The 14,978-nt window shown below is 37.0% G+C and carries 22 protein-coding genes; 2 read left to right on the top strand and 20 right to left on the bottom strand.

The annotated features are described in order from the left end of the window. Positions 1 to 77: 77 nt before the first annotated feature. From ACFSX4_RS10110 to ACFSX4_RS10140, 7 genes are all read right to left on the bottom strand, one after another. A complete protein-coding gene (locus tag ACFSX4_RS10110; protein ID WP_377774202.1) occupies positions 78 to 680 on the bottom strand; it encodes an SCO family protein in 603 nt (200 codons plus the stop codon). A gap of 97 nt (positions 681 to 777) precedes the next feature. Further along, complete coding sequence (locus tag ACFSX4_RS10115) at positions 778 to 1,200, bottom strand: FixH family protein (protein WP_377774204.1); 423 nt, start codon at positions 1,198 to 1,200, stop codon at positions 778 to 780. Between the two features lie 102 nt (positions 1,201 to 1,302). Beyond that, positions 1,303 to 2,646: a PepSY-associated TM helix domain-containing protein gene (locus ACFSX4_RS10120; protein WP_377774206.1), complete on the bottom strand. Its 1,344-nt coding sequence runs from the start codon at positions 2,644 to 2,646 to the stop codon at positions 1,303 to 1,305. Between the two features lie 169 nt (positions 2,647 to 2,815). Beyond that, positions 2,816 to 3,427: a DeoR family transcriptional regulator gene (locus tag ACFSX4_RS10125; RefSeq protein WP_377774208.1), complete on the bottom strand. Its 612-nt coding sequence runs from the start codon at positions 3,425 to 3,427 to the stop codon at positions 2,816 to 2,818. Positions 3,428 to 3,619: 192 nt separating this feature from the next. Next, positions 3,620 to 4,528 carry a hypothetical protein gene (locus tag ACFSX4_RS10130; protein WP_377774210.1) on the bottom strand — a complete coding sequence of 303 codons (909 nt, stop codon included), beginning with the start codon at positions 4,526 to 4,528 and terminating at the stop codon, positions 3,620 to 3,622. Further along, on the bottom strand, positions 4,506 to 4,958 hold the full coding sequence (locus ACFSX4_RS10135) for a DUF3021 domain-containing protein (protein WP_377774212.1): 453 nt from the start codon (positions 4,956 to 4,958) through the stop codon (positions 4,506 to 4,508). The genes ACFSX4_RS10130 and ACFSX4_RS10135 overlap by 23 nt, the downstream gene beginning before the upstream one ends. After that, positions 4,955 to 5,395, bottom strand: coding sequence for a LytTR family DNA-binding domain-containing protein (locus ACFSX4_RS10140; protein WP_377774214.1), 441 nt, complete (start codon positions 5,393 to 5,395; stop codon positions 4,955 to 4,957). The genes ACFSX4_RS10135 and ACFSX4_RS10140 overlap by 4 nt, the downstream gene beginning before the upstream one ends. Before the next feature lie 433 nt (positions 5,396 to 5,828). Here ACFSX4_RS10140 and ACFSX4_RS10145 point away from each other — a divergent pair, with 433 nt between their 5' ends. Together ACFSX4_RS10145 and ACFSX4_RS10150 are read left to right on the top strand one after the other, a co-directional pair. Continuing rightward, the gene (locus tag ACFSX4_RS10145; protein WP_377774216.1) at positions 5,829 to 6,362 is read left to right on the top strand and encodes a hypothetical protein; all 534 of its coding nucleotides are present in this window, start codon (positions 5,829 to 5,831) and stop codon (positions 6,360 to 6,362) included. 506 nt (positions 6,363 to 6,868) lie between these two features. After that, a complete protein-coding gene (locus tag ACFSX4_RS10150; RefSeq protein WP_377775377.1) occupies positions 6,869 to 7,102 on the top strand; it encodes a tyrosine-type recombinase/integrase in 234 nt (77 codons plus the stop codon). A 97-nt stretch (positions 7,103 to 7,199) separates the two neighbouring features. On the opposite strand, the gene rpsI is transcribed toward ACFSX4_RS10150, so the two are convergent. The 13 genes from rpsI to infA all read right to left on the bottom strand — a co-directional run bounded on the left by rpsI (position 7,200) and on the right by infA (position 14,876). Further along, positions 7,200 to 7,592, bottom strand: coding sequence for a 30S ribosomal protein S9 (rpsI, locus tag ACFSX4_RS10155; protein ID WP_377774218.1), 393 nt, complete (start codon positions 7,590 to 7,592; stop codon positions 7,200 to 7,202). An 18-nt stretch (positions 7,593 to 7,610) separates the two neighbouring features. After that, the gene (rplM, locus tag ACFSX4_RS10160; RefSeq protein WP_377774220.1) at positions 7,611 to 8,048 is read right to left on the bottom strand and encodes a 50S ribosomal protein L13; all 438 of its coding nucleotides are present in this window, start codon (positions 8,046 to 8,048) and stop codon (positions 7,611 to 7,613) included. A gap of 207 nt (positions 8,049 to 8,255) precedes the next feature. Then, positions 8,256 to 8,909, bottom strand: a complete 654-nt coding sequence (locus ACFSX4_RS10165; protein ID WP_377774222.1) for a Yip1 family protein — start codon at positions 8,907 to 8,909, stop codon at positions 8,256 to 8,258. A 28-nt stretch (positions 8,910 to 8,937) separates the two neighbouring features. Next, positions 8,938 to 9,669, bottom strand: a complete 732-nt coding sequence (gene truA, locus ACFSX4_RS10170) for a tRNA pseudouridine(38-40) synthase TruA (protein WP_377774224.1) — start codon at positions 9,667 to 9,669, stop codon at positions 8,938 to 8,940. A gap of 10 nt (positions 9,670 to 9,679) precedes the next feature. Continuing rightward, complete coding sequence (locus tag ACFSX4_RS10175) at positions 9,680 to 10,477, bottom strand: energy-coupling factor transporter transmembrane component T family protein (protein ID WP_377774226.1); 798 nt, start codon at positions 10,475 to 10,477, stop codon at positions 9,680 to 9,682. Continuing rightward, positions 10,467 to 11,330, bottom strand: a complete 864-nt coding sequence (locus tag ACFSX4_RS10180; RefSeq protein WP_377774228.1) for an energy-coupling factor transporter ATPase — start codon at positions 11,328 to 11,330, stop codon at positions 10,467 to 10,469. The genes ACFSX4_RS10175 and ACFSX4_RS10180 overlap by 11 nt, the downstream gene beginning before the upstream one ends. After that, complete coding sequence (locus ACFSX4_RS10185; RefSeq protein WP_377774230.1) at positions 11,327 to 12,115, bottom strand: energy-coupling factor transporter ATPase; 789 nt, start codon at positions 12,113 to 12,115, stop codon at positions 11,327 to 11,329. The genes ACFSX4_RS10180 and ACFSX4_RS10185 overlap by 4 nt, the downstream gene beginning before the upstream one ends. A gap of 148 nt (positions 12,116 to 12,263) precedes the next feature. Then, positions 12,264 to 12,662, bottom strand: coding sequence for a 50S ribosomal protein L17 (gene rplQ / locus ACFSX4_RS10190; protein ID WP_377774232.1), 399 nt, complete (start codon positions 12,660 to 12,662; stop codon positions 12,264 to 12,266). 19 nt (positions 12,663 to 12,681) lie between these two features. Then, positions 12,682 to 13,626, bottom strand: a complete 945-nt coding sequence (locus ACFSX4_RS10195; RefSeq protein WP_377774234.1) for a DNA-directed RNA polymerase subunit alpha — start codon at positions 13,624 to 13,626, stop codon at positions 12,682 to 12,684. Positions 13,627 to 13,710: 84 nt separating this feature from the next. Continuing rightward, the gene (rpsK, locus tag ACFSX4_RS10200) at positions 13,711 to 14,100 is read right to left on the bottom strand and encodes a 30S ribosomal protein S11 (RefSeq protein WP_377774236.1); all 390 of its coding nucleotides are present in this window, start codon (positions 14,098 to 14,100) and stop codon (positions 13,711 to 13,713) included. 24 nt (positions 14,101 to 14,124) lie between these two features. Next, positions 14,125 to 14,490 carry a 30S ribosomal protein S13 gene (gene rpsM, locus ACFSX4_RS10205; protein WP_377774238.1) on the bottom strand — a complete coding sequence of 122 codons (366 nt, stop codon included), beginning with the start codon at positions 14,488 to 14,490 and terminating at the stop codon, positions 14,125 to 14,127. Positions 14,491 to 14,513: 23 nt separating this feature from the next. Further along, entirely contained in the window at positions 14,514 to 14,627 is a 114-nt protein-coding gene (gene rpmJ / locus ACFSX4_RS10210) for a 50S ribosomal protein L36 (protein ID WP_003156543.1), read from the bottom strand. Between the two features lie 30 nt (positions 14,628 to 14,657). Next, entirely contained in the window at positions 14,658 to 14,876 is a 219-nt protein-coding gene (gene infA, locus ACFSX4_RS10215) for a translation initiation factor IF-1 (RefSeq protein ID WP_017547668.1), read from the bottom strand. Positions 14,877 to 14,978 lie beyond the last annotated feature (102 nt).

The raw sequence follows: 14,978 nt of genomic DNA on the forward strand, positions 1-14,978 counted from the left end.
CAAGAAAAGTTGGGAATCTTGAAAAGTTTTTATTATAAACAGGCCACATTTTCCAGCTGACAGCTATTATTTAAATTTTATCTTGGTGCGAGTGTCTTGACATCATTGACTACTTCCTCTATTGGGTAACTATCATCTCCGAAGTCAATGCCCGAGTAGTGCTTAATGATCGTCCCTTCAGCATCAACCAAATACAGCGCTGTACTATGGGTTGCTTGGTCTTCACCCGCTTTTGGGGGATCAACGTTCGTTTTAAAATTTGCTTTGGCAAATCGTTTAATCACATCAGGACTGTATCCCGTAACCAAATGCCACTCGGTCTCTTCCGGGATATCAAACCATCCGATATAATCTGCGATTACTTCAGGTGTATCTTCTTCAGGATCCACAGTAAAACTAAGGATACCGTAATTCTTAACATTCTCATCTTCAAGTTCTTTTGCAGTTTCTGTTAAATTCATTGTCATTGGTGGGCAGACAGTTTTACAGTTGGTAAAAATAAAATTGACCAGCCATACCTTACCATCCATATCACTTCTTTTAAATGCTTCATCATTTTGGTCTGTGACTTCAAAATCACTGACTTCATTTCCGTAACTCGGCATAATTTCAACCTGCCCTGCGCTGCAGGATGATAATATTATTGAAAACACTATCATTGCAAGCAGTAATTTTTCCATAAGCAAGCCCCCAAAGTTTATTCTAGTACTTCCATTATATCAAATAACTACCTTTCAATAGATACGATTACAGATTATTCATAAAATATGACCGACTCTATTCTACAATAACTTCCTTACTCGGCATTGTGTGCAGCTGAAAAGCATCAACATGCGCGATGACAGTGTAGTCTCCGGGAGATTCAAATGTATATTCTATTTTATATACTCCGCTGTCATCATGATCAACTTCAATCATAGCCAAACTTTCTTCATCACGTATAATCTCAAACATCACAGCATCTGCATCTTCTACATCCTCATCGTTTGATGTTACATGAGCACTAATCTCTACTGCCTCACCTGATGAAACTGTTTCTTCAGGCACCATTAAGTCCACTTCCAATGTTCTTATATCATCCTCATTCGGCGCATCATGATTCATATCTGCATGGTCACCATGTGTGTCCTCATCGCTGGTATTGCATGCAGACAGCAGCAATAAACTAATCAGCATTACTAAAAAACTTTTTATTTTCATTTTTGTTCCTCCTGCTCATTTTATAAATTTTTTTGAACCCATCATAATCAGAACTAAAACTTATTAGAATAATGAATTTAATATACCGGTCACAGTATAATTCTAATTTCTCTTTCGTTTAATTAATATAAATTCTATAATCGCAATCACAATAAGTGATATTCCAAATAACGGCATCAATACCCCCAGGAAAGCCAGTACAAGAACAGTCCCCCAGGATAATGGTTTATTTGTCCGTTTCGGAAATACATTCTTAAACTCTTTACTGCGTTTAACCATTGAATAGAATCCAAAGAAAATGGTACTTAGAAATGCTAAACATACTGCTAAATTTAACACCTTATTTGGCCACCCGAATAAATGTCCTTCATGCAGTGGAATTCCCCATGTAAACCACTTGCCGATTAAACCGTAATCCTCAAAACTAATCTGTCCTAGTACCTCTCCGGAATATTGATCAAAATATACTGTTGTTTCTTCATACGGTGATACATCAAGGCCTGTAATACCCGAATTACTTCCCTTAGATACTGTAAATACACCCTCTTCATCGGATGGATATACAATCGAGAAAGGATAGCTTAAATCTTCCTCTAAAGCAAGGGTCTGAACCTCCTCAACATCCAGTTGATACGGTATATCAGTCATTCCACCTGAGTCGCCATGATGTCCGGCATGTTCTGAATCTTCCTCATCATTTGCCTGATCTGATACAGGGCTGTTACTGCTTCTTGTCGCCCATGGTATCTCGTTAACATCCGAGTTGGGTGGATTAACACTCAATTCTGTATTTCCCCATTCAGGCACATTTTCACTTAACTTATAAATTTGTGCACCCGTGAACCCAGACCAAGGCAGTCCTGTGATAATGAATATAGATAACGGTATGGCAATAATTAAGCCGAGTACACCATGCAATTTTTGAAATTTGAATTTTTTAGATTTATTTGATAAAAGTTTTTTCTTAATAACCATGTAACAACCGGAAATAATCATAAATAATGTCCAGCAGGCTGTTAACTCAACCAGGTAGTTAATAAATGTATTACCTGTCATTAAAGAACTGTGGAATTCTCTCGTCATGTTAGAATATGTATAATTTGCATCCTGACTGCCCACAATTTGATTGTTATCATCAAGGAATACGTAAGTTTGATTTCCCTCTGCATCTGCAAGAGTTACTCTGTTATTATATTCTTCACCCATTAGACTGATCCTTGAAATGGACAGTCCATGATGGGCGTGCTGAACGGATTCAATTCCTTCATCCAAAGTTTGGTAAGTTTCTCCACTTTCCCCGAAAAACATATCTTCGTAGATTACATCTTCCACTTCGTTGTAAAATAAATAACCGATGCCTGAAACAGTTAATGTTATCAGCAATGGTGTAATAAAAAAAGCAGCATAAACGTGTAATCGCTGAAAAGGATTGTAATTAATCTTCATAAAAATTCCCTCTTAACTTTTTAAAGTATTCAACAATCGTTCTAGAATGATTACTGAATTGACTTTATCGTAACACTACTTTCGATACCTTTATCATTCTTTATGTGAACTTTGTGTTAATTTATGTTATAGATAACATAAAAATAACAATCAGAATATATTCTGATTGTTACTTGTTCTTACTATTTGATTGATTATGTTTATCAACGTTTGAACAGCACGATATATCCATTTCTCCTTCTAATCTCTTAGATACTTCTTCAAAAGAGAGAATTACTCCTCCAAAACCTTTAACAAACTTTTCTGCATAATCTTTATTTCCAAAGGCCAGCACCTGTGGCTCACAGCATCCTAAATGAATGCCGGTATCCATCACAAACCACGCTGAAAAAGGACTGATTGTTGTATGGGTGATAAAGTCATGACACAATGCCTGCACAACCTTATCTTCTATTTGTTTTTGTCTTAATATACCACAATGTGCACAGCAAGTATTTTCTATTTTATTATTTGATAAAATAAGTTGATAGTTAAGTTTTCCTTCGACTGTGATTGACTTTTGACAAAACGCACACTGATTTTGTTGTACATCAGCTGATGCCTCTGATAACTGAACCCCACCAAATATCTTCTTAACTAGCCCCTCGTCAATTAATAGTTTTAAATCTCTATGTATCGTCATTTCGGACACACTGAATCGTTGGCTTAATTTTTTTATGGTTATTTCTTTTTGTTCTTCGATTAAATTATATATTTTTTCCTGCCTTTTAGTTTTCACCATACACTTTGCACCCTATACTTTATTTATTATTTAGATAATACCAATTAGATCTATTGTATACAAACCATTCTATATCTTTATACTGGACATATAAAAATAAAGCTTTTCATATCAAGCATTCTCATGTTTTATTATTTAAAGATTATTAAGAACCAATACCCACGAAATTGTTTAATAAAAAGATTATAAGAACTATACTTTATTGGGTAGAATTTCTCTGTACCAACCAGCAATAGACCAAACAAAAACGAACAGCCAAATTGATAAACAAGTAACAGTGGCAATTAGAAATAAATTGACTTCAGACATAGAAATTCCTAACCCAGTACCCAGAGCTATAAATAACAAAGCCATTAGCCAGGCAATGCTTCCTGTGTGGAGAAAAAATCGTTGTCTCTTTAAATATTGTTTTGAACGTTCTAATATCCATGCCATGATTATTAATGTCTGCAATGAATGGAAGCCAACACCGTGAAGAATAATAAAATTCCCTGATTCTCCAAATAAACGATCTTGTAAAATAATCATCATAATACCTGCTAAGTTAGCTATAAACACTGAAACTAGAGCATACCGAATGCCGATGATGAGTATAGGACGTGATAAAGGAGTATTCATCTTCAAAAATTGAATGGTCAATATGATTCCGAGAATTACGAGAGCAATAGACACTATACCAAATAAAATACCTGCGATAGTATCAATGATACCCCCCATTTCCGAGAATCGAGGATTAAGCCCCCGAAAGTTTTGAATGGTTTCTATGATATAACAATATAAAATGATAGTGACAAAAAGCCAACGTATTATTTTTCTATGTTGATTTGAAAAGGAAGCCAGCGGTAAGATTGCAGCGATAGACAATAAAAAAATACCGATCGCTGCTGTAAATGAGAACACATTTTCAATGTTACCTTCCGGAGGAATAACTGCACCTTGTAAATATATATACATAGCTGAAAAAGCAGCAATTAAAAAGCCTAGTAAGCCAGTAATAGCGAGTGCTTTTTCACGATGAAATATAGCGGTAATAGATACTATAAATATTTTAAAAATAGTATATAAAGTACGTAATTTATCATTGTTTTTGAAGTGTGTCATTAATACCATCCACCATTCTTTGGTATTTCCGACGTGTTAGATTCCAAATGATAATATATACGATTATAAATACTGTAATATAGATGGTAATTCCAAGAATTTTTAGAGGAAACCATCCGGCTAACAGCGCAAGTATAAACATCGATGTCATTGTAATGAGAAAATGTAATATTGTCGCTACAGCTAAACTTAAATCTGTATGGGTGAATATCATTTGGCCAAATTGAAACATCAGACCAATCAATCCCCAAACAATTACGGCAATTAATGTCACCTGATAAGGTGTTAAATTCTCATAATATATCTCCCCCATAAATGAACCAGGATACATTGGATAGTACTCCCCTTGAGCAAATATTCCAGAAAATATAAGAGACATAATTACCCCAATAAAACACCCTGTTCTCAAACCTTGAATTAAACGCTTCATAATTTTAACAGCTCCTTTATACTCTTCAAATATCTTCTTGATGAATATGTAGATTTTTTGTTTTTCATAAAAATTTGAACGTGTCCACTATTCGTAAATGAAAGGTAGTCAACATAATCAAAGTTGATAATTTCAGATTTGGAAATTTTTAAGAAAGAGTTTGCAATAATTTTCTCTATTTCATACAATCTATAATCAACAATGTATGTCTTATCTTTTGTTTCCATCGTCAATACTTTATCGACAATATAAAAACGATAGACATCTTCTATTTGAATCAGATATATATCTTTGCCGATACGCCCATTAATTTGTTTTGTCCTTGTTTCTTGTTCAATGAATTCAATAATATTTTTTAATTTATCATCAATTTCATTAGTATGAATTACTATAGATGGCTCTTGAATACTCGAATCAATGTCAATTTTTAATTTCATTTACATAACCTCCTACAACTGTATTAAAACACGGTCTAATAAGAATAAAAATACTCTTTTTCTATGTGGTCATATTTTTTAACTAAACGGTTAAATTATTCTCGTCAGATGCTACAACCATGTCTTAGAAAATTACAAAATTTGATGGATTATTGATTATGATTAATTATATGTTCTTATACAATTTTGAATTAACTAATATAATAAAAATTCATAACAGTAACTGTAAAACTATAAGCATTCATGCTAATGGTTATTTTATCTTAGTTTAGTTATATAATTTTTCTTCTGAATCTTAAGAAGTAATACCACATAATTTTATGAAATATTAAGATTAAGATCATGTTTAACAATATAGATGAAACGTCATTTTGTACTATAACCATTTGTGTTAAAATTAAGTAGTTTCAAGAGAAAGGGAGAAATAAAATTAATGTTAGAATACTTCGGAACTCATATTTGGGAAATACTTACTTCTATTGGTACGGTAGGGGCAGTTATAATTTCCTTGGGAAAAATTTTCAAACAATCCACTCCTAAATTAGATTTACGCAATTTTGAATTTAAAAGTGCTACAGAAATGGAGAATGGAAGAATATCTGAGCAATTATCTTTTGATTTAATTCCAAGAAATGCTCATATTAGTAACGTTTTATGTATTGCTACTGTACTTTATGAAAATCCAAAAGATATAAGTAACTATGATTTTAAAAATCAATTAAAAGTTACTGAAACAAGACAGGAAAATTATATTCCAGAAGGAGAAGCTAGAAGAATCTTAGCTTTTTGTGACGGACTTGGCAATACACCTAAAAATGTTGCTCCTTATATAGTGTTTAAGGATGATAAAGATAAATGTTGGGCTTATTACAAAGGAAAGCTAAAAAAAATTCGGCCGAGATTATTTAATGATTACTTGAAAACCCACTATGATTATCTAATGGATTTTTACCGAAGAATCGAATAATACACCTCAAATTTAAGAAATAATAGTAACTAAAATTTACAAATGACTTTAATCAAAGCCCCCTCACGGTGACAGTTTTTGTTTTTGCACTGTGAGGGGCTTATTATATTCACTTTTATTTTTTATCAAACCAATTAATATATGTTTCTTCCTCTGTTTGTGCATACAATTCAATGACGCTCGGTCGCATGAATTGGGAGAATTGAATTAAATCAAGGCTACTTAAAGATCGACTGAAATTCTTTCCAGTCAAATGTATGGATAAAAATTTAATCAGTGCCTCGATTTCCTTGTCACCATCTAATATCTTAATGAGCTTTCCAATTATATATCATTAAAAGACGTACTTTTGATATTTTGATAGGACTGCTCAATGAGTGATTAAATGGTATCTTGGTCACCTTACTCTACGTCGCCACTCATGCTTACATAGTTTTCAATTTCTAATATCATAATAATGTCTTTCCTGTTTTTTACTTTTCATTCAACTCAGCAACGACATCCATATCAAATCGGTCAGAAATCGCCATAAACATCTGGCACATGCTTCTCCCCACAAGTTAAGACATACCTTTAGTACACTGGCTTATGAAGGCGGTGCTTCAATGGAAGAAATTTCGAGGGCATTAACCCATTCCGATGTGAAAACTACTCAGGGCTATGTGAACACGCCAAATGTGGTAGATTTATCGACCTATCAAAAGTTTGAACAGCGGTTAAAATCAATCCAAATGGATTAATTGAAAAAAAATAGGCGCACCAATTTTCGTACCAAAAATAAACAAAAAACACTTCCCAATAAATGGGAAGTGCCATAAACATTGATGTGACAATATTTTAACGCTTGGAAAACTGTGGTGAACGACGTGCTTTCTTGAAACCTGGTTTTTTACGCTCAACCATACGTGGGTCACGAGTTAAGAGACCTGCTCTTTTTAATGATCCACGGTTTTCAGGGTTTGCTTCAAGCAATGCTCTTGCAATACCATGACGGATAGCCTGAGCTTGTCCAGTGAATCCGCCACCTTTAACGTTTACTAATACGTCATAGTTACCCTCTGTTTCAGTAACTGCGAACGGCTGATTTAAATCCAAGATTAAGCTTTCGAATGGAAGGTATTCTCTCATGTCACGTTTGTTGATTGTAACATTTCCTTCTCCTGGTACTAAACGTACACGTGCAACTGCGTTTTTACGACGACCTGTTCCATAATATTCTACTTTAGCCAATTGTATACCCTCCTATTCTTAACCGCGAAGCTCGTAGCTTTCTGGTTGTTGTGCTGCATGTGGATGAGTGTCTTCTGCATACACATAAAGTTTCTTGCCTTGTTTACGTCCTAATGAGTTCTTAGGAAGCATGCCTTTGATAGATGTTTCAAGCAGGCGTACCGGGTTTTTCGCTTTAAGTTCACCGGCAGTAACTGATTTGATTCCACCTCTGTATCCAGTATGTCTGTAATACACTTTATCCTGTTCTTTGTTACCGGATAGGTAGATTTTACCAGCATTGATGATGATAACATGATCACCTGTATCAACGTGTGGTGTGAAAGTTGGTTTATATTTTCCGCGCAGTAAAGATGCTACTTCTGAAGAAAGACGACCAAGAGTCTGACCTTCAGCATCAATTACGTGCCATTTACGTTCAATGTTAGCTTCGTTAGCCATGAATGTTTGACGCATTATTTTTCCTCCTGTTAACAGTGCCTGTGCACTTCTTATTTCCCATTTTAAATTAAATAATTCTTCGTTCTTCTATATCTCTTACACAATAAGTTTTCCGGGGCTTATCATGGTGGTGATATAAAAATATACCGTTAATTATAATACCGTTTTTATGCCTGTTTGTCAATGACATTCCCTATTTTCATTAAATAATTTGTTCAAATTTTAAACGGGCATACCACTCAGTATAGTGTTAATGATGAAACTGAAAAATGCCGGGATCAAAATGGTGAGCAGCATGACAACAATTGATTTCCCCCAGCTGAGTGATGTCACAATCTTTATTCCGAGGGCAACAAGAATACCGGACCATATAGTGAAGATGTCCAGCACAGAAAGAAACGCCCACACCGGGTTCTCCTGTGCCACAAGCCCGCCTAAACCGGTGTACTGTCCCTCAACATTGAGACTGAATATTACCGCAATCACGGTATTAATTACACCACCGAGAACACCAATAATACTGGTCAGAATCTGAATCGATACAGCCTGCTTAAAACCGATGTTACCACCAAAAATGTGAGCAATCCCCCACAAAATAACTCCGGCAAACAAAAAGCCGATAAAGATTCCGATAAAAGAGAACAGCACTCCGAAAATCATTATACCTGAAATTGCTGTGATATTCCCTGATTCCATCACAACTGCAAGGAGCAGTGTGAAAAATAGAAGCAGCACCATCATAACAATAATCGGTCCCATAAGTGAATACGGTCCCTTAAGCTTTTTGAACTCATCTGACGGTGATGTAAACATTTTGAAAATATTAAGATCTTTTTTATTTGTGTGATTCAATTCATTTAACTCTGTATCCGGCATAATTGAGCCTCCCTGAATGTATTAAATCTTAGTCATAATATATTCTTTCCAAATAAAGTCCTTCCGCCGGTGCTGTTCTCGGCACGAGCGTCCGTTCTTTCGCATTAATAATGTTCAGTGTGTCTTCTTCACGCCTTCCTTCTCCGACCTCAAGAATATAGGCAACAATAATTCTGACCATATTATATAAAAAGCCGCTTCCTGTAATCACAAAATCAAACCCGTCTTCTGTTTCAATCAGCCGGAAATCCGTAATCTCACGCTCTTTATTCTGAATGGTGCCTTTAGCACTTGAGAAGCTTGTAAAGTCATGCACACCGATAAACGGTGCCATTGCAGACTTCATCTTCTCTATATCCAGCGGATAGGGATGGTGCGTTTTTAAACCCATATAAAATGGATTTCTATCCTTCGTCGTATATATTTTATAGCGGTATGTTTTCCCGGTCGTTAAATACCTTGCATGGAAGGATGATTCTACCTCTGTCACTTCTGAAACATGAAGGTCTTCAGATAAATTCCGGTTCAATATAAATTTCCAGCGCTCACTGGGTATCGCAAGTTCTGTGTCAAAATGAATACACTGCTCCAATGCATGAACTCCGCGGTCCGTGCGTGAAGCCGGATGAATCCGGACAAAGGATTTATGCATTTTTGTGAGTATACTTTCGAGCTCTCCCTGCACTGTACGGAGACCATGCTGGTACTGGAAGCCGTGAAAGTGCTGTCCGTTATACTGCAGTTTTACTAATAAGCGCATTAATTGTCCCTCACTGTCTCACTAAAAATAAAATGACTCCAAATAAAATAACCGTAATTACCGCAAACGTATCCTTCTTTGTCCACTTCAGCACGCGGTAGGTGGTACGTCCTTCCTCCCCACGGTATCCTCTCACTTCCATCGCGACAGCCATCTCTTCAGCACGCTTAAATGCAGAGATAAAGAGCGGGATGAAAACAGGCACCAGTGCACGGATCCGTGATTTTAAAGGTCCTGTCATAAAGGTAGAACCTCTTGCACTCTGTGCTTTTATAATTTTCTCTGTCTCATCCATTAAGGTCGGTATAAATCGCAGGCTGATGGACATCATCATCGCAAGCTCATGCATCGGTACCTTTATTTTCTTAAGCGGTGTGCCGAGCTTCTCAATCGCATCTGTCAGGTCAATCGGACTGGTTGTCAAAGTGAGTATGGTTGTAACGACAACAAGCATCATTAAGCGGATAGTGATGTATATCCCTGTTATGATTCCCTCAGATTCAATCGTAAAGAAACCGGCGTCCAATAGAACTGTTCCGCCTTTTGTGAAAAACAAATGCATAAAGAAAGTAAACAGAATAATAATAAATATGAGCTTTAAACCATTAAATAAAAATATCACTCTTAGGTTGGCCATCTTTGTAATCAGCAGTACGAATAGTATCAGCAGTACGTATCCGGTCCAGTGGTTGGCAAAGAACACAATGACCATGAACATCAGAACCATCAGAATTTTAGCTCTGGGGTCCAGTCCATGGACCAGGCTGTTACCCGGAATATACCGGCCGAGCAGCATTTTACTCAGCATGATTATCCCTCCACTCTTCATACAGAATAATAAATTCTTCTGTATTTTTCGGCAGCCTGCTGAGTACAACACCTTTTTTCCGAAGGTCCTGTGTCAGTCTTACTACATGTGGTATATCGAGGTGGTATTCTTCAAGAAGTGACTGATTGGTGAGTATTTTTTCTGTGCTGCCCTCTGTAATCAGACGGCTGCTGCTTAAAAGCTTCACTTCATCTGTATATTCATAAACATCATTCATATCATGGGTAATCAGAATAACAGTAATCCCCATTCTTTGATGGATTTCCTTAAACAGCTGCATTGTTTCAATGTGGCTTTTCGGATCAAGACCCGCAGTCGGTTCATCCAGTATCAGTACTTTCGGTTCCATGGCAAGGATACCTGCAATCGCAACTTTCCTCATTTGTCCGCCGGATAAATCAAATGGCGAGCGTTTAAAGTCATCTTCATGAATATTCATCAGATGCAGATATTCGACTGCCTTTTTTTCTGCTTCATCTTTTGACATGCCGATGTTTAAAGGACCGAACATCACATCCTTAAGAACCGTCTCTTCAAACAGCTGGTGTTCCGGGAATTGAAAAACCATGCCCACCCGCTGTTTCACCTGGTGAATATATTTTTGTTTTGTTTTTTTCCTAAGTGTTAAATCATCTACACTGACTTCACCCGATGACGGCAGTAAGAGACCATTTAAGTGCTGGATCAGCGTTGATTTCCCGGATCCGGTTTTACCGATAATACCGTAGTATTTACCGTACTCAAATGTGGTTGAGACATTATTTAAAGCTAAATGTTCAAACGGTGTATTGGCGTTATACGTGCTCATTAACTGTTTAACTTCAATATTCATAACCGTTCCACCAGCTCATCATATGTGACGTATGTACCGCCTAACAGCGAATCAGATATTTCCATCTGAAACGGCAGTACAAGATTGCTGCCGGTTAATGCTTTAGTGTCACTGTATATATCCTCAATTGTTCCACTGCTGATCACTTTTCCATCTTTTAAAATTGCTGCACGGTCACTGTCCTCAATCTCTGTTAAGTCATGTGTAATATAAATAATCGTTGTTCTGCCTGTCTTGTGAATCTCACGCAGAATCTCAAGCACTTCAGCTCTGCCCTCCGGATCAAGCATGGAAGTTGCTTCATCCAATATTAAAACATCAGGGTTCATAACGAGTGCCCCGGCAATGGCAACCCGCTGTTTCTGACCGCCTGACAAGCGTGCCGGTGCATGTGTTCTGTAATCAATCATATTAACAGCCTTTAACGCAGCTTCAGTGCGTTCAATCATTTCCTGTCTTGGTACACCATGATTTTCAAGACCGAAAACGACATCATCTTCCACAGTCGCACCGACAAACTGATTATCAGGATTCTGAAATACAATTGAAAATTTCTTTCTGATGTCATAACTGTTGCTGCTGTTGAGTTCAATACCATTCACTTTAATTATTCCACTGTAGTCACTGATGATACCCATAATAATTTTAACAAGTGTACTTTTCCCGGAGCCGTTATGACCGATTATAGACAGCCACTCACCCTGCTCAATGGCCATAGAGATATGATCGAGGACGACTGCACCGTCTTCTTTATATTTATATGTTATATTATCCAGTTCGATCATATCTTCCACCGCCTCATTATATGTAAAAAAAGCGCGTACCCTGCATTAAGAGCCGCGCGAAATATTTAATTATAGCCTGCAGGATACGTAGAGCTAGACGATAGTCCATGAAGGACTATCATCGTGACACTCAATCTGCTTTTATAGATTAGGCTTCTTCAGTAGCAACTGCAGCGCCTTCTACGAATTCGATAACAACAAGCTCAGCACCGTCACCACGACGTTCGCCTAATTTCTTGATACTAGTGTATCCACCTTGACGATCTTCAAAACGTGGAGCGATATCTTCAAATAATTTTTGAAGTGCATATTGAGTTGTTCCATCTTCATTGATGATTTCTACATTACGTACAGTTTGACCCGCACGACGTTTTGCAGAAAGATCACCTTTCTTACCAAGTGTAACAAGTTTATCAGCAACTTTACGCAGTTCTTTCGCACGTTGTTCAGTTGTAGTGATTCTCTCGCTCACGATAAGAGATGTTGCTAAGTCACGTAACATCGCTTTTCTTTGGTTGGATGTACGTCCTAGTTTTCTGTAACCCATGAAAGTTTACCTCCTTTAATCAGTCTTCTTTACGAAGGCCCAAGCCTAGGTCTTCGAGTTTGAACTTAACTTCTTCAAGTGACTTACGTCCTAAGTTTCGTACTTTCATCATATCAGGTTCTGATTTATCGGTTAATTCCTGAACAGAATTAATACCGGCACGTTTCAAGCAGTTATATGAACGTACAGATAAATCAAGTTCTTCAATAGACATTTCAAGTACTTTTTCTTTCTGGTCTTCTTCTTTTTCAATCATGATTTCAACATTTTGAGCTTCATCAGTCAGACCAACGAAAATATTCAAATGCTCAGTCATAATTTTAGCTGCCAACGAAACAGCTTCCTGCGGTGTGATTGAGCCGTCAGCCCAAACATCCAAAGTCAGCTTATCGAAATTTGTCATTTGTCCTACACGTGTATTCTCCACTGTATAATTCACACGCTCAATTGGTGTGTAAATAGAGTCTACTGGAATGACACCGATTGGTAATTCACTCTTATTGTTATCATCAGCAAGTGCGTATCCGCGGCCGTTATCTGCGAGCATGCGCATTTTGAACTGTCCACCACTTGAGACAGTTGCAATTTTAAGGTCTGGATTCAGGATTTCAACATCACTGTCATGAGTAATGTCGGAAGCCTTCACAACACCTTCGCCGTTAAAATCTATTTCCAAAGTTTTTTCTTCGTCAGAATAAATTTTAAGAGCAAGCTGTTTAATGCTTGTGACAATTGTTGTTACATCTTCAACAACATTTTCAACTGTTGAGAATTCGTGCAGTACGTTTTCGATTTCTATCGTTTTTACAGCCGCACCAGGTAATGATGATAAAAGAATGCGACGTAAGGAGTTCCCAAGTGTTGTTCCGTATCCTCTCTCAAGAGGTTCAACAACAAACTTACCAAACTTAGAATCTTCCGATACTTCAACTGTTTCAATTCTAGGTTTCTCGATTTCTATCATTTGTAAACTTTTCCTCCCTTTAAACGCCGGAAATGTTATGCAACCATGTGTTCTAAAGCGTCACTTCTATCTTCTCGGAACTACTTACACACGGCGGCGTTTTGGTGGACGGCAACCATTGTGCGGTACAGGAGTAACATCCTTAATTGCAGTAATTTCAAGACCTGCAGATTGTAATGCACGAATCGCAGCTTCACGGCCAGCACCAGGACCTTTAACTGTTACTTCAACTGTTTTAAGTCCGTGTTCCATAGCTGCTTTTGAAGCAGTTTCTGAAGCCATTTGTGCAGCGAATGGCGTGGATTTCTTTGAACCCTTGAAACCAAGTGCACCTGCAGATGACCAAGATAGAGCATTACCGAATTCATCAGTAATAGTTACGATTGTGTTATTAAATGTTGAGCGGATGTGTGCCACACCAGCTTCAATATTCTTTTTCACTCTACGCTTACGAGATTGTTGTCTACGAGCCATTTATTCTTCCTCCTTTATCAGTTATTATTTCTTCTTATTAGCAACTGTTTTTACTGGACCTTTACGCGTACGAGCGTTGTTCTTAGTCTTTTGACCACGAACCGGCAGTCCACGACGATGACGAATACCTCTGTAAGAAGCAATTTCCATCAGACGTTTGATGTTTAGGTTTTGTTCACGGCGAAGGTCACCTTCGACTTTATAACCATCAACGGCTTCACGGATTTTGTTTAATTCGTCTTCTGTTAAATCTTTAACGCGAGTGCTCTCATCAACACCAGCTTTTGCTAAAACTTCACTAGATCTAGTCGGACCGATACCGTAGATATAAGTGAGAGAGATTACGACACGTTTGTCACGTGGTACGTCAACTCCTGCAATACGAGCCATAGTTTGACACCTCCGATTTTATATTATCCTTGTTTCTGTTTATGCTTAGGGTTCTCACAGATTACCATAACTTTACCTTTTCTGCGAATAACTTTACATTTCTCACAGATTGGCTTTACTGATGGTCTTACTTTCACGTGTATTACCTCCTTAAAATGTGGAGTCCATTATTTAAAACGATAAGTGATTCTGCCACGTGTTAAATCATATGGTGACATTTCTACCGTTACTTTATCGCCAGGAAGAATACGTATATAATTCATACGAATTTTACCTGATACATGAGCCAAGATCTCATGTCCATTTTCGAGTTCTACTTTAAACATTGCGTTCGGTAAAGTATCAAGTACTGTACCTTCAAGTTCGATTACGTCTTGTTTACTCACTTTTTTTCCCCCTTTACAGCTTTATATTTCATTCGAAATATACTTCAGGTGAAGATTGATATACACTTAACGTTAAAATATTGAACCCATATATTTACCAAG

The sequence above is a fragment of the Corticicoccus populi genome (assembly GCF_042686195.1).
GTDB classification, from domain to species: Bacteria; Bacillota; Bacilli; order Staphylococcales; family Salinicoccaceae; genus Corticicoccus; species Corticicoccus populi.

Bases quoted from the DNA above. Each gene is read 5' to 3' on its own strand.
- ACFSX4_RS10110 (WP_377774202.1), bottom strand. From the start codon at position 680: ATGGAAAAATTACTGCTTGCAATGATAGTGTTTTCAATAATATTATCA.
- ACFSX4_RS10115 (WP_377774204.1), bottom strand. From the start codon at position 1,200: ATGAAAATAAAAAGTTTTTTAGTAATGCTGATTAGTTTATTGCTGCTG.
- ACFSX4_RS10120 (WP_377774206.1), bottom strand. From the start codon at position 2,646: ATGAAGATTAATTACAATCCTTTTCAGCGATTACACGTTTATGCTGCT.
- ACFSX4_RS10125 (WP_377774208.1), bottom strand. From the start codon at position 3,427: ATGGTGAAAACTAAAAGGCAGGAAAAAATATATAATTTAATCGAAGAA.
- ACFSX4_RS10130 (WP_377774210.1), bottom strand. From the start codon at position 4,528: ATGACACACTTCAAAAACAATGATAAATTACGTACTTTATATACTATT.
- ACFSX4_RS10135 (WP_377774212.1), bottom strand. From the start codon at position 4,958: ATGAAGCGTTTAATTCAAGGTTTGAGAACAGGGTGTTTTATTGGGGTA.
- ACFSX4_RS10140 (WP_377774214.1), bottom strand. From the start codon at position 5,395: ATGAAATTAAAAATTGACATTGATTCGAGTATTCAAGAGCCATCTATA.
- ACFSX4_RS10145 (WP_377774216.1), top strand. From the start codon at position 5,829: ATGTTAGAATACTTCGGAACTCATATTTGGGAAATACTTACTTCTATT.
- rplM (WP_377774220.1), bottom strand. From the start codon at position 8,048: ATGCGTCAAACATTCATGGCTAACGAAGCTAACATTGAACGTAAATGG.
- ACFSX4_RS10165 (WP_377774222.1), bottom strand. From the start codon at position 8,909: ATGCCGGATACAGAGTTAAATGAATTGAATCACACAAATAAAAAAGAT.
- truA (WP_377774224.1), bottom strand. From the start codon at position 9,669: ATGCGCTTATTAGTAAAACTGCAGTATAACGGACAGCACTTTCACGGC.
- ACFSX4_RS10175 (WP_377774226.1), bottom strand. From the start codon at position 10,477: ATGCTGAGTAAAATGCTGCTCGGCCGGTATATTCCGGGTAACAGCCTG.
- ACFSX4_RS10180 (WP_377774228.1), bottom strand. From the start codon at position 11,330: ATGAATATTGAAGTTAAACAGTTAATGAGCACGTATAACGCCAATACA.
- ACFSX4_RS10185 (WP_377774230.1), bottom strand. From the start codon at position 12,115: ATGATCGAACTGGATAATATAACATATAAATATAAAGAAGACGGTGCA.
- rplQ (WP_377774232.1), bottom strand. From the start codon at position 12,662: ATGGGTTACAGAAAACTAGGACGTACATCCAACCAAAGAAAAGCGATG.
- ACFSX4_RS10195 (WP_377774234.1), bottom strand. From the start codon at position 13,626: ATGATAGAAATCGAGAAACCTAGAATTGAAACAGTTGAAGTATCGGAA.
- rpsK (WP_377774236.1), bottom strand. From the start codon at position 14,100: ATGGCTCGTAGACAACAATCTCGTAAGCGTAGAGTGAAAAAGAATATT.
- rpsM (WP_377774238.1), bottom strand. From the start codon at position 14,490: ATGGCTCGTATTGCAGGAGTTGACGTACCACGTGACAAACGTGTCGTA.